This window comes from Pseudomonas oryzicola, from assembly GCF_014269185.2.
Taxonomy (GTDB): domain Bacteria; phylum Pseudomonadota; class Gammaproteobacteria; order Pseudomonadales; family Pseudomonadaceae; genus Aquipseudomonas; species Aquipseudomonas oryzicola.
Genome location: NZ_JABWRZ020000001.1, coordinates 714115 through 727118 on the forward strand (window position 1 = coordinate 714115; position 13004 = coordinate 727118).

The window sequence follows — 13004 nt, forward strand, 5'->3', positions numbered from 1 at the left end:
GAAAAGAGCCTTGTCATCGGGCGAACGAAATGACCGGCAATAATGCCGAAAATAATGTTGTTGCACCATTGGATGGTGTGTTTGATTCATCGGGGGAGAGGATGTTGTATCAGAAAAACTGGGCGAAGGTCTGGTTGGGCTTGGGTCTGGTCTGGTTTCTGGCAGCGATTGCCCTGGCCCCGAGCAACAAGATCTATCAGCAAGGCCTGGTGTTGTTCCTGTGGTTGCCGACGCTGGTCCTGGCCTGGCCTGCCAGGCGGGTACTGGTGCAAGCCTGGCAGCGCCAACCTGCTTTGTGGGTGAGTCTGCTGTTGCTGCTGGCTTGGAGCGCGCTGAGCCTGGTCTGGTCGGTGGCAGAAGAGCCGGGGCGTGAGGCCAAACGCCTGCTCTACATTCTCGTCTTCCTCTTGGCGTTCCCGTTGCTCGCGCAGCTTGGCCAGGCACGCATTCGCCAGTTGCTGCTGGTTGGTTGCGTTTTGCTGGCCATTGCTGCGCTGGTATCGGTGATTCATTTCTACGGTATGCAGGGCTACCCTTTGCTGGCCCGCCTGCAAGGCATCGGCGAAATATCGCATCCGATCCTCGGTGCCTACGTCATCGGTTCGGCGGTGTTATTCCTGCTTTATCAGCCGCCGCAGCAGCGCGGCCTGCAGCTATTGTGGCTCTTGGCACTGGCTTGCCTGGGGGCTTTTGTCATGCTTAGCCAGAGCCGTGGGGCGGTTCTGGCCCTGGTGCTCACCGTGATCTTGGCCCCGCTGTGGTTCCGTGACCGTCATAGCCGGGTATTCTCCATCCTGGCGGCTGTCGCCACCGGCCTGGCCTTCTATTTTGTCTACGACCTGATCGCCAAGCGCGGATCCTCCTACCGGCCGGAAATCTTCCATGCCGTGGTCGACATGATTGCCGCGCATCCCTGGACCGGCCTTGGCCTGGGCGCCGCCTACGATGTGAGCGCCGTGGGCAAGCACTTCGACCACACACACAACATGTTCACCCATGTTGCCGTCGAGCTGGGCCTGCCCGGCATGCTGCTGTGGATCATGGTGTGGTTGTACACGCTGGGTGAAATCGTGCGTGCACGCGGCTCGCTGTTCGGCAAGATCCTGCTCGGCTTCTGGGTGTACTCGACCCTGGCCATGCAGTTCGATGCCGCCAGCCTCACCGGTACGCCGCGTGCCGAATGGTTCATCAGCTGGCTGCCCGTGGGGCTGGTCATGTCGCTGCCATGGGGGCGTGCCGAAAATGACGCCTGTGGTAAAATTTCCGGTTCAACCTGAACAGCGAGCTCGATAATGGCCGAAACACCGCGACCGGCGGAACACACCTCCAGCCTGAAGATCTACTTCCGGCTGTTGAGCTATGTGAAACCCTATGTCGGCATTTTCCTGCTGAGCATCATCGGTTTCGTGATCTTTGCCTCGACCCAGCCCATGCTGGCCGGCATTCTCAAGTATTTCGTCGATGGGCTGAGCAACCCCGAAGCGGTGTTGTTCCCCAACGTCCCCTACCTGCGCGACCTGCAACTGTTGCAGGCGGTGCCGCTGCTGATCATCCTGATCGCCGCTTGGCAGGGCCTGGGTTCGTTCCTCGGCAACTACTTCCTGGCCAAGGTGTCCTTGTGCCTGGTGCACGACCTGCGTGTGGAGTTGTTCAACAAGCTGCTGGTACTGCCCAACCGCTACTTCGACAACCATAACTCCGGACACCTGATTTCGCGTATCACCTTCAACGTGACCATGGTCACCGGTGCGGCCACCGATGCGGTCAAGGTGGTGATCCGCGAAGGCCTGACAGTGGTATTTCTGTTCGGCTATCTGCTGTGGATGAACTGGCACCTGACCCTGGTGATGGTTGCCATCCTGCCGCTGATCGCGGTAATGGTCAGCGTCGCCAGCAAGAAATTCCGCAAGCAGAGCAAGAAGATCCAGGTGGCCATGGGCGACGTCACCCATGTCGCTTCGGAAACCATCCAGGGCTATCGAGTGGTCCGCAGCTTCGGCGGCGAGGCCTACGAGGAGCAGCGCTTCGGCAAGGCCAGCCAGAGCAACACCGACAAACAGCTGCGCATGACCAAGACCGGTTCGCTGTATACGCCGATGCTGCAACTGGTGATCTACTCCGCCATGGCTGCGCTGATGTTCCTGGTGCTGTTCCTGCGCGGTGAGTCCACTGCCGGTGACCTGGTTGCCTATATCACCGCCGCTGGCCTGCTGCCCAAGCCGATTCGTCAGCTTTCCGAGGTCAGTTCGACCATCCAGAAGGGCCTGGCCGGTGCCGAGAGCATTTTCGAGCAACTGGACGAAACGCCTGAAGTGGACACCGGTACCGTCGAGAAGGAACGCGTGGAAGGGCGCCTGGAAGTGCGCAACCTGAGCTTCACCTACCCCGGCACCGAGCGTGAAGTGCTCAGCGACATCAGCTTCGTCGCCGAGCCCGGGCAGATGATTGCCCTGGTCGGCCGCTCCGGCAGCGGCAAGTCTACTCTGGCGGCGCTGATCCCGCGCTTCTATCACCACGATCAAGGGCAGATCCTGCTCGATGGCGTGGAGATCGAGAACTACCGCCTGCGCAACCTGCGTCGCCACGTTTCGCAGGTGACCCAGCACGTCACCCTGTTCAACGATACCGTGGCCAACAACATCGCCTACGGCGACCTGGCCGGTGCGCCGCGCGCCGACATCGAAGCTGCTGCGGCCGATGCCTACGCCAAGGAGTTCGTTGACCGCTTGCCGAAAGGCTTCGATACCGAAGTGGGTGAAAACGGCGTGCTGCTCTCCGGCGGCCAGCGTCAGCGCCTGGCCATCGCCCGGGCATTGCTGAAAAACGCACCGCTGTTGATCCTCGACGAAGCCACCTCGGCGCTGGACACCGAATCCGAGCGGCATATCCAGGCGGCCCTGGACCATGTGATGCAGGGCCGTACCACACTGGTGATCGCCCACCGCCTGTCGACCATCGAGAAGGCCGACCAGATCCTGGTAATGGACCAAGGCCGCCTGGTCGAACGCGGCACCCATACCGAGCTGCTCGCGGCCAATGGCCATTATGCCCGCCTGCATGCCATGGGCCTGGATGAGCCAGCCAAGGCCGACATCACCTGAACCTTCGTTGATCGGGGCCATCACGGCCCCGATTGTCACGGGAATTTTCCTGGGGTGATATGGCCGTAAAGCCGTCGCCAACCCTGTGCTAATATCCTGCCCCTGTTCATTATTTCCATATGGGTTGCCCATGAAGTTGTCCATGCCGCGTTTCGATCAAGCCCCGGTACTGGTGGTCGGCGATGTCATGCTCGACCGCTACTGGCATGGCGGTACTTCGCGTATCTCGCCAGAAGCGCCAGTGCCGGTGGTCAAGGTCGATCAGATCGAGGATCGCCCCGGCGGCGCGGCCAACGTTGCCTTGAACATCGCCGCCCTGGGCGCCCCGGCGGCGCTGATTGGCGTCACCGGCCAGGACGAGGCCGCCGACAGCCTGGCCAACAGTTTGCAGGCTGCCGGCGTGCGCTCGGTCTTCCAGCGCATCGCGCACCAGCCGACCATCGTCAAGCTGCGGGTCATGAGCCGTCACCAGCAGCTGCTGCGCATCGATTTCGAAGAACCGTTCGCCACCGACCCGCTGTCGCTGGGGGCCGAGGTCGACAACCTGCTCGAGGGCGTGAAGGTGCTGGTCCTGTCCGACTACGGCAAGGGCGCACTGAGAAATCACCAGAGCCTGATCCAGGCGGCGCGGGCCAAGGGCATTCCGGTGCTCGCCGACCCCAAGGGCAAGGACTTCTCCATCTACCGTGGCGCCAGCCTGATTACCCCGAACCTCAGCGAATTCGAGACCATCGTCGGCCGTTGCGTCGATGAGGCCGAACTGGTTGCCAAAGGCCTGCAGTTGCTGCAGGACCTCGACCTGGGCGCCTTGCTGGTGACCCGTGGCGAGCATGGCATGACCCTGCTGCGCAGCGGCCAGCCGGCGCTGCACCTGCCGGCGCGGGCGCGGGAAGTATTCGACGTGACCGGTGCCGGTGATACTGTCATCTCCACGCTCGCGGCGGCCATCGCTGCCGGCGAGGACCTGCCGCACGCGGTGGCCCTGGCCAACCTGGCGGCGGGTATCGTGGTCGGCAAGCTGGGTACGGCGGCGATCAGTGCCCCAGAACTGCGCCGGGCCATCCAGCGCGAGGAAGGCTCCGAGCGCGGTGTGCTGGGCCTGGAGCAACTGCTGTTGGCGATCGACGACGCGCGGGCGCACAAAGAGAAGATCGTCTTCACCAACGGTTGCTTCGACATTCTGCATGCCGGGCATGTCACCTACCTGGAGCAGGCCCGTGCCCAGGGCGACCGCCTGATCGTCGCAGTCAACGACGATGCCTCGGTCAGCCGCCTGAAAGGGCCGGGTCGACCGATCAACAGCGTCGACCGGCGCATGGCCGTACTGGCCGGGCTGGGGGCGGTGGACTGGGTGATCAGCTTCCCTGAGGGTACGCCGGAGAACCTGCTGAGCCAGGTCAAGCCGGATGTGCTGGTCAAAGGGGGGGATTACGGCATCGACCAGGTAGTGGGCGCCGATATCGTCAAGGCCTACGGCGGTACCGTGAAGGTGCTGGGGCTGGTCGAGAACAGCTCGACCACGGCGATCGTCGAGAAGATCCGCAAGAATTGACCTGCCCCAGGGGGCCGCTTCGCGGCCCCTTACTTGTGCAGCGAAGTGCGAGCCCGCTCCAGCAGCGCCCGCGCCTTGTCACCAAAGCGCTGCAGGTGCGAGGCCCGCACCGGCTTGCTCTCCACTAACCCCTGCTGCTTCACCCAATCCCTCCAGCGCACCCGCTCTTCCTTCACCACCCAACCCTCCTGGTGAGCAAAACTCTCAGCCAGGTGTAGCCCCCGCGTGCTCGCCGGCACCAGCTCATCCTTTTTCAACGTATACAGCTCAGCCAGTGGCTGGCCATCCTGCAACGGCATCAGGTACAGGTCGGGCCGTTTGCGGTTGAGCCGCGCCACCAGTTGGCCACCCTCAAGCCGCTCATCGACGTGGAACAGGCTGAGCTTCTTGGCCTCCCGAGGGACTTGTAGGCGCATGTCATAGATCAGCTGCAACGAGGCGGTAGGCAGGTGCACATAGGCCCGTGGCCGTTCCAGCAGCATCAGGTTGCCGCAGTGCACCGGGCGCGCGGCACCGGACTGTGGGGCCAGCACGAAATGCGGGTTTTCGCGGTAGTGCAGGGCAGCGGCGTAGGGCACTGGCAGCCAGGTATCGTTGAAGCGTCCGCCCAGCCAGCCTTCCGGGGTTTCCAGCAGACATTCCTCGGCAACTTCCTGCACGGCGGTGTGCAACGGCAGGTTCAGTTCCTGCGCCGGCACGTAACCGGAAATCAGCTTCAGCACCACATCGCCACGGTCTTGCCGACGCTGGCGTACCAAAACCCAGTAGTCACGGTTCTGCCAATGCAAGGTCAGCCGTACCGACACGCCGAGGTTGGCCAGTTCCACCACGAAGCGCTGTGCATCGGGCAACTGGATGGCCTTGCGTCGCTGTTGGGTCTGGGCGAAGTTCAGCGGCATGCCGATGCTCTGGTAGATCAGCCCTTCGGGCGTGGCCTCGACATGCAGCGGCAGCGTCTTGAAGTTGCTCGGGTTCTTGCGGATCAGCGTACGCGCCACGAGGCTCCTCCTTGCGTCGGGTCAGTCTCCAGGCCTGCAGGCCTGGGGCAACTCAGTGCCGGCCCAGAATACGGGCGACGGTTGCCACGTTGTGGGCCAGGTGCAACGGATTGATGGTGCCGACGATAGCACTGCTCACGCCCGGGTGGGCAAACAGCAACTCGAAGCTGGCCTGCACCGGGTCAACCCCTGAGGCGAGGCAGATATGCCCGCTGGCCAGCGCCTTCTTCACCAATATGGCCTTGCCGTGCTCGGCAGCGTAGTCCAGCACCGGGCGTTCGGTCTGTTCGTTGAGGTTGTAGGTGACCATGGCGCAGTCACCATGCTCCAGCGCCCTCAGGCCGCCAGCAACTGTCTTGCCGGACAGGCCATAGCCGAGGATCTTGCCCTCCTGCTTGAGCTCGGCGAGGGTCTGGTACACCTCCTGCTGTTCGAGAATTGCCAGGTCGTTGCCGTCGGAGTGCACCAGCACCAGCTCGATGCGGTCGGTTTCCAGGCGCTGCAGGCTGCGCTCCACCGAACGGCGGGTGTGGGTAGCGCTGAAGTCGAAGTGTGACTGGCCATTGTCGAATTCTTCGCCAACCTTGCTGACGATTACCCATTCATCGCGCTGGCCGCGCAATAGCGGGCCCAGGCGTTCCTCACTGCGGCCATAGGCCGGTGCGGTGTCGATCAGGTTGATGCCCAGCTCGCGGGCCTGTGCCAGCAGCAGGCGGGCTTCGTCATCAGCGGGGATGGTGAAGCCGGTGGGGTACTTGACGCCCTGGTCGCGGCCCAGTTTGACCGTACCCAGGCCCAGCGGCGAAACCTTGAAGCCGAGATTGCCCAAGGGGCGGTGGAAGTCGTGCAGGGTTGGCAGGCTCATGGTAACAGTTGCTCCCAGGCCGGCACGCCCAGCGGCGGGCGTGGCAGGCCGGTCAGGTCAGGCTGGGCCTGCGGCTGGATACCATCACGCTCCAGGTGGGCGATGACCCGGTCGCTGAAGTCCGGTGCCAGGGCCAGCTTGGTTGGCCAGCCGACCAGCAGGCGTTGCTGGTCGGCGAGGAAGGCATTGTCCGGGCGCACCAGGCCCGATTGCGCCGGTTCCGCGCGGCTGACCCGCAGGGTGGCCCAGCGCATCTCGCTCTGGTCGACCCATGGCAGCAGGCTGGCGATTTCCTTCTGTGCCGCCGCGATTTGCGCCGATGGCTCGCGGGCGACGCCATCGGCTTCGGCCAGGTCGCCACCCAGGTACCAGACCCACTGGCCATCGGCGGCCGGATGGGTGGTGACGGTCACTCGCGGCTTCGGCCCGCCACCCAGGCAGTGGGCATACAACGGCTTCAGGTTGGCACCTTTGGCCATGACCATGTGCAGCGGGCGGGTCTGCATGGCGGGTTGGCTCAGGCCCAGGGCATGCAGCAAGTCTGCGATGCCGGCGCCGGCACTGAGCACGATGCGCTGGGCGCGGATATCGCGGCCGTCCACGCACAGGCCGACCAGTTCGTCAGCCTCGCGCAACGGTTCGATGTGCTCGCCGGCAAGCAGGCTGTCACCCGCCAGCTCGGCCAGGTTGGCCAGCAGGCTGGGCACGTCGACGACCAGTTCGGCCAGGCGATAGACCTTGCCCTTGAAGGCGCGGTCCTGCAGCGCGGGCGGTAATTGCTCGCCCTTCACCTGGTCGACCCGGCCACGCACGGCTTTGCTGGCGAAGAAGCTGGTGAGGTTGCCGGCCAGGGTGCCGGGTGACCACAGGTAATGGGCGTCGGACAACAGGCGGGTATGGGTAAGGTCCAGCTCGCCGCCACCATTCAGCGCTTCGCGCCAGCGGCGCGGCATGTCGGCGATGGCTTCCGAGGCGCCGGTGAGTGCGCCGTGCAGGGCATACTTGGTACCGCCATGGATGATGCCCTGGGACTTGATGGTCTGCTCGCCACCAAGGCTCGCACGCTCCACCAGCACTGTCGAATAGCCCAGGCGGCGCAGGCGGGCATTGAGCCAGAGGCCTGCGACCCCGGCGCCGACGATCAGTACGTCAGTGGAAATGGCAGATGGCATGGCGGTACCTCGAAGGCTGGGACAGCTGGCAAGTATACAGGCTATCGCGGCGAGGGCCCTATCGCCGGCATGGGTTGCCTCAATGCCCGGCCGTCTTCGAAAACAACTGAATCACCACCACTCCACCCACGATCATCGCCATGCCCAGCATCGCCGGCACATCCAGCTTCTGCCCATAGATCACCAGCGCCGCCACACTGATCAGCACGATACCCAACCCAGACCAGATGGCATAGGCGATCCCCACTGGAATACTGCGTACTACCAAAGTCAGCATCCAGAAAGCGATGGCGTAGCCAATCACCATCAGCAACAGCGGCAGCGGCGTGCTCAGGCCTTTCACCGCTTTCATCGAGGCGGTGGCGATGACTTCGGCACAAATGGCGATGGCGAGGTAGGTGTAGGCATTCATGGCGGGATCCTCCGGTAACTGGCCGCAGATTCTAGGCTCACCCTGGATGGGGTAAAGTCATTACCTATCAATAGCGGAGATAGGTAGATGGCCGAACAGTGGAACCTCGAACAGCTGCGCACGTTCCTGCGGGTCGCCGAGCTGCGCTCGTTCTCGGCTGTGGCTCGTGAACAGCGCAAAGCTCAATCGGCAATCAGCAGCGCGATTGCCCTGCTGGAAACCGACCTTGGTGTGACCCTGTTCGAGCGCAGCAGTGGCCGACAACCCAAACTGACAGAGAATGGCAGTGCGCTGTTGGAGGATGCCCGCGAACTGCTGCGGCAGTGTGAACGCCTGGACGGTCGCGCGCTGGCGCTGATGCGTGGGCAAGAGGCCTTGCTGCGGGTGGCCCAGGACGAAGCCATGCCCTACCAGCCGGTTATCGACAGCCTCGACGAACTGGCCAGCCGCTACCCGTTCCTGGAAGTGCAACTGGCCAGCGGCGCCCAAGGCGATGTGGCACGCAAGCTGGTGGAGCGACGCGCCGACCTGGGCCTGTTTTTCAACCACGAAAGTATCCCGGCCTCGTTGGAGCGGCGCGCCCTGGGCAGCGTGGAAATGGTCACCGTGTGCGCGGTCGGCCACCCGCTGGCAGGCGAAGGCCGGGTGACCCGCCAGCAACTGGCCCGTCACCGACAGTTGCTGATCACCCCACAGCAAAGTGGCTACCCGGGCGGCGAAGCGATCAGCCCGCAGGTGTGGAGGGCCGACAGCTTCTATGCCATGGCCGAGCTGTTGATGCGCGGGCTGGGCTGGGCCTGGCTGCCGCGACACGTGGTGCAATACCCGACCTACCAGGCGCACATGGTCGAGCTGGACAGCGAATGGCGGCCGCCGGCCCTGGTGGCGGAGCTGGCCTGGCGCCGCGACGAGCCACTGGGCCCAGCCGCGCAGTGGCTGGCCGAGCGCTTTGCAGTGCACCTGCGTGCGATCGGGTAAACTCCGCCGCCATGAACAGAACTCTCTATACCTTGCTGTTTCACCTGGGCCTGCCGCTGGTTGCGCTGCGCCTGTACCTGCGCGCGCGCAAGGCCCCGGCCTATGGCCAGCGTATTGGCGAACGCTTTGCCTGCAAGCTGCCGACCATGCGCCAGGGCGGCATATGGGTGCATGCCGTTTCGGTGGGCGAGAGTATCGCCGCCGCGCCGATGGTGCGTGCCTTGCTCAAGGCCTACCCTGGGCTGCCGATCACCCTGACCTGCATGACCCCTACCGGTTCCGAGCGTATTCGCGCCCTGTTCGCCGACGAACCGCGCGTGCAGCATTGCTACCTGCCGTACGACCTGCCTTGGGCGGCCGGGCGTTTCCTCGATCATGTGCAGCCGAAGCTGGGCATCATCATGGAAACCGAACTGTGGCCCAACCATATCCACCAGTGTGCCAGGCGTGGCATCCCGGTGGCCTTGGCCAACGCGCGCCTTTCCGAGCGCTCGGCCCGTGGCTATGGGCGCTTTGCCAAGCTGACCCGGCCGATGCTGGCCGAGATGAGCCTGATTGCGGTGCAGACCGAAACCGAGGCCCGGCGCTTCCGTGACCTGGGGGCGCGCCCTGAGTGCGTGCAGGTCACCGGTTCGATCAAGTTCGACCTGAAGATCGATGAGCACTTGCAAGCCCGAGCCAGGGCACTGCGCGAACAGTGGGGCGCCGACCAACGTCCGCTGTGGATTGCTGCCAGCACGCATGAGGGTGAAGATGCCTTGATCCTGCAGGCGCACCGGCAGCTGCTGCAGGTGCATGCTGATGCGCTGCTGATCCTGGTGCCGCGACACCCAGAGCGGTTCGATGGCGTGCATGCCTTGTGCGCTGAACAGTTCGCCACGGTACGCCGCTCTGCCGGCACGTCGGTGGATGCGCGGACGCAGGTGCTGCTTGGCGACACCATGGGTGAGTTGCTGTTCCTCTATGCCTTGGCCGACATCGCCTTCGTCGGCGGCAGCCTGGTGGCCACGGGCGGCCACAACCCTCTGGAGCCTGCAGCATTGGCACTACCGGTGCTCATGGGGCCACACGTGTTCAATTTCCTCGAAATCAGTGCGATGTTGCGCGATGCGGGGGCGCTGCAGCAGGTCGATGATGCCGACGGGCTGGCCGAGGCTGTGCGTCGGTTGATCGAGCTGCCGCAGGATGCGCAGCGCATGGGCGAGGCGGGCAGGGCGGTGATGCGCGCCAACCAGGGCGCCTTGCAACGGTTGCTGGAAGAACTGGGTAATTTACTTCATAAGCGCTAATTCAAGACGCAGACAGTATGTGGTAATAGACAGTGCTGAAGCGCTGTCAACTGACAGTTTTGACAGTTACGCGCGAGCGCGACTTCATCTAGTTTGGTTCGGCAGGGTCTCTTATCATGGGAGTGTCGAACATGGCAGATACTACGTATAGCGATATTACTGATTTTTCTAATGGGTCTATGAATGGTTGGGAGGTTAGTGACTTCGTTGGCGATAAGGCGAGGATTGTCCAAGAGGCGTCTGAAGGCTGCGTGTTGGATTTTCCCACTCTCAAAGAAAAGGCGGACGGCATCGTATTAAGTAAACAATATGATGGGTTGGCGTCGGGCAAGTATCAGTTCGTAATGCGCGCTCGGAGTGTGAGTAAGTCGAGCCCTGCGCGTATATCTGTAGTGGGCGCAGATGCCAAGGGTGGCAAGTTCGTTATTTATGAAACCAACCTGTGGCAGCATAATGAAGATCGCTGGGGGAATTACCATGGCTCCGTTGTCGTTGAGCAGGCAGGCAGCCAATTTTCTCTTGAAATACATAATCATAATCCTGAGCTACAAGGGAATGATTACAGATTTTCTCAATTTGTCCTTCGGTCAGCGACTGATCTTACGGACTTTGAAGCGGGTGAAGATCAAGAGCGCTTGAATGGTTGGGTGATGCGTGACGATTACAAGCGGGAATTCAAGGATACTCCGGATGAAGGCAAGGTCCTTTATCTTCATACACATAGCATTGAGGCCGGGCATGAGGGCGTATTTTTGACAAAAGAATACCCTTTGCTAGAGCATGGCAAAGAATACGAATTTTCCATGAGGGTGTGGCTGGATTACGGAGGCAATCCTCCCAGACTGGAGGTAAAAGCTGACAAGGACGTGGTAATCGAAGAAGTGACTCTGTCCAAATACAAGGAATGGGAAGATATTTCTGGAAAATTTACGGTCACTGACGATGTGACCAAGATCACGATCGAAAATTATACAGCCACGGCGAGTGGCAATGATTTTTTCATCGCTAAACTGCAGCTGTCTCCCGTTAACTGATGTCGGTAATGTCGTGAGCCTCGCCGTCATTCGGGGAGGCTCGCGACAGTTTTTTAAGGCCTGCGCTCGAAGTTCTTCGCCGCTGCGGCCGCCAGGTCCGGCGGCAGGAAGTCCTTGTCCGGGTTGTAGTCCGGTTTCAGGTACTGCTTGAGGTCCTGCAGATCCTGCGGGCTCAAGGTCCCGGCAGCCTGCTTCAGGCTCAGGTTGTCGAGGATGTAGTCATAGCGGCTGTTGTTGTAGTCGCGCACCGAGGTATACAGCTGGCGCTGGGCGTCGAGTACGTCGACGATGTTGCGAGTACCCACCTGGTAGCCGATTTCGGTGGCTTCCAGCGCGCTCTGGTTGGAGATGATCGACTGCTTGCGCGCCTGCACCTGCTCTACATCGGTGTTCACCGCGCGGTGCAGGTTGCGGGTGTTCTCCACCACCTGGCGGCGCAGGCTTTCGCGTTGCTGCTCGCTCTGGCTCAGGCGCTGGTAGGCCTCGCGCACCTGCGAACTGGTCAGGCCGCCGCTGTAGATCGGGATGTTGAGTTGCAGGCCGACACTGGTCTGCTCGACGTCGTCGCTGTAACGCACCCCTAGCTGGGAAGGGTTGGTGAAGCCGAGGCTGTCATTATCACCTTTCTGGTACTTGGCGACTGCATCCAGCGTCGGCGCATGGCCGGCCTTGCGCTGGCGCAGCGTCTCCTCGGCAGCGGAAACCGCATAGTTGGTCGCCAGCAGGTTGAGGTTCTGGCGCCCGGCAGTCTCGACCCAGGCCTTGGCGTCGTTCGGGGTAGGGACCTGTACCGGCAACGTGTGGACCACGCCCTGGATCGACGTGTATTCACGGTTGGTCAGCGTGACCAGGGCCTCGAAGGCATCCTGCACCTGGCGTTCGGCAATGATCCGGTTGGCGCGTGCAGTGTCGTAGCTGGCCTGCGACTGGAGGACATCGGTCTTGTCCGACAGGCCCACATCGAAGCGCTCGTTGGACTGGTCCAGCTGGCGCTTGAACGCGGCTTCCTCGGCCTTGGTGGCAGCCAGGTTGTCCTGGGCCCGAAGGACAGCGAAGTAGTTCTGGGCCGTTTGCAATATGAGGTTCTGCTCGGTGGCCGACAGTTCCAGTGCCGCTTGTTCGTTGACGGCCTCGGCGGCCTGCAACTGGAACCAGCGGTCAGCGCGGAAGATCGGTTGTGCCAGGGTTGCGCTCCAGGCGTTGCCGCTGCGGTTGGAGGTCATCGATGGCTCATCCAGCTTGGTGCGGGTATTCATCATCTCGGCACCGGCCGACAGGTTCGGCAGCAACCCGGCACGGGCCTGCGGCACCACTTCGCGACGGGCGCCGTAATCGGCGCGGGCGGCCGCCAGGTCAGCGTTGTTGTCCACCGCTTCCTGGTAAACGCTGACCAGGTCGGTTTTCACCGTAGAGGGCACGTCCGCTGCCCAGACCACTCCGTTGGACGCACAAGACACGGCTATTGCCAGTGAGAGTTTGCGCAGCATAGAGGCAATCCTTGTACGAAGTTTAATTACTGAACTGTTGAGTATCGAGCGACGGGCCAGTGTAGTGCCATGCGCACCCGGCAACAATGCTCGGCGTACCTTTCATCATCCGCGCA

The 13004-nt window shown here is 62.4% G+C and carries 11 protein-coding genes; 6 read left to right on the top strand and 5 right to left on the bottom strand.

Annotated features, from left to right (window positions below; genetic code table 11):
- The first annotated feature begins 101 nt into the window (after positions 1-101).
- The 3 genes from HU760_RS03195 (at position 102) to hldE (ending at position 4653) form a co-directional block, all read left to right on the top strand.
- Complete coding sequence (locus HU760_RS03195; RefSeq protein WP_186672454.1) at positions 102-1277, top strand: O-antigen ligase family protein; 1176 nt, start codon at positions 102-104, stop codon at positions 1275-1277.
- A 15-nt stretch (positions 1278-1292) separates the two neighbouring features.
- A complete protein-coding gene (gene msbA, locus HU760_RS03200; RefSeq protein WP_186672455.1) occupies positions 1293-3101 on the top strand; it encodes a lipid A export permease/ATP-binding protein MsbA in 1809 nt (602 codons plus the stop codon).
- A 130-nt stretch (positions 3102-3231) separates the two neighbouring features.
- Positions 3232-4653, top strand: a complete 1422-nt coding sequence (gene hldE, locus HU760_RS03205) for a bifunctional D-glycero-beta-D-manno-heptose-7-phosphate kinase/D-glycero-beta-D-manno-heptose 1-phosphate adenylyltransferase HldE (protein WP_186672457.1) — start codon at positions 3232-3234, stop codon at positions 4651-4653.
- Positions 4654-4682: 29 nt separating this feature from the next.
- Here hldE and HU760_RS03210 read toward each other — a convergent pair whose 3' ends face one another.
- The 4 genes from HU760_RS03210 to HU760_RS03225 form a co-directional block, all read right to left on the bottom strand.
- Positions 4683-5651, bottom strand: coding sequence for a metal ABC transporter ATPase (locus HU760_RS03210; RefSeq protein WP_186672459.1), 969 nt, complete (start codon positions 5649-5651; stop codon positions 4683-4685).
- A gap of 52 nt (positions 5652-5703) precedes the next feature.
- On the bottom strand, positions 5704-6516 hold the full coding sequence (locus tag HU760_RS03215) for an aldo/keto reductase (RefSeq protein WP_186672461.1): 813 nt from the start codon (positions 6514-6516) through the stop codon (positions 5704-5706).
- The gene (locus HU760_RS03220) at positions 6513-7688 is read right to left on the bottom strand and encodes an NAD(P)/FAD-dependent oxidoreductase (RefSeq protein WP_186672463.1); all 1176 of its coding nucleotides are present in this window, start codon (positions 7686-7688) and stop codon (positions 6513-6515) included. Before HU760_RS03220 ends, HU760_RS03215 begins: the two co-directional genes overlap by 4 nt.
- A gap of 79 nt (positions 7689-7767) precedes the next feature.
- Positions 7768-8100: a DMT family transporter gene (locus tag HU760_RS03225; protein ID WP_170033064.1), complete on the bottom strand. Its 333-nt coding sequence runs from the start codon at positions 8098-8100 to the stop codon at positions 7768-7770.
- An 87-nt stretch (positions 8101-8187) separates the two neighbouring features.
- On the opposite strand from HU760_RS03225, the gene HU760_RS03230 reads away from it, so the two are divergent.
- The 3 genes from HU760_RS03230 to HU760_RS03240 all read left to right on the top strand — a co-directional run bounded on the left by HU760_RS03230 (position 8188) and on the right by HU760_RS03240 (position 11401).
- Positions 8188-9078 (top strand): LysR family transcriptional regulator, encoded by an 891-nt coding sequence (locus tag HU760_RS03230; RefSeq protein ID WP_186672465.1) that lies wholly within the window; start codon positions 8188-8190, stop codon positions 9076-9078.
- 11 nt (positions 9079-9089) lie between these two features.
- On the top strand, positions 9090-10367 hold the full coding sequence (gene waaA, locus HU760_RS03235) for a lipid IV(A) 3-deoxy-D-manno-octulosonic acid transferase (protein ID WP_186672467.1): 1278 nt from the start codon (positions 9090-9092) through the stop codon (positions 10365-10367).
- 131 nt (positions 10368-10498) lie between these two features.
- The gene (locus HU760_RS03240) at positions 10499-11401 is read left to right on the top strand and encodes a carbohydrate binding domain-containing protein (RefSeq protein ID WP_186672468.1); all 903 of its coding nucleotides are present in this window, start codon (positions 10499-10501) and stop codon (positions 11399-11401) included.
- 53 nt (positions 11402-11454) lie between these two features.
- Here the strand turns inward: HU760_RS03240 and HU760_RS03245 are convergent, their stop codons facing one another.
- Positions 11455-12888 (bottom strand): TolC family outer membrane protein, encoded by a 1434-nt coding sequence (locus HU760_RS03245; RefSeq protein ID WP_186672470.1) that lies wholly within the window; start codon positions 12886-12888, stop codon positions 11455-11457.
- Positions 12889-13004: the final 116 nt, after the last annotated feature.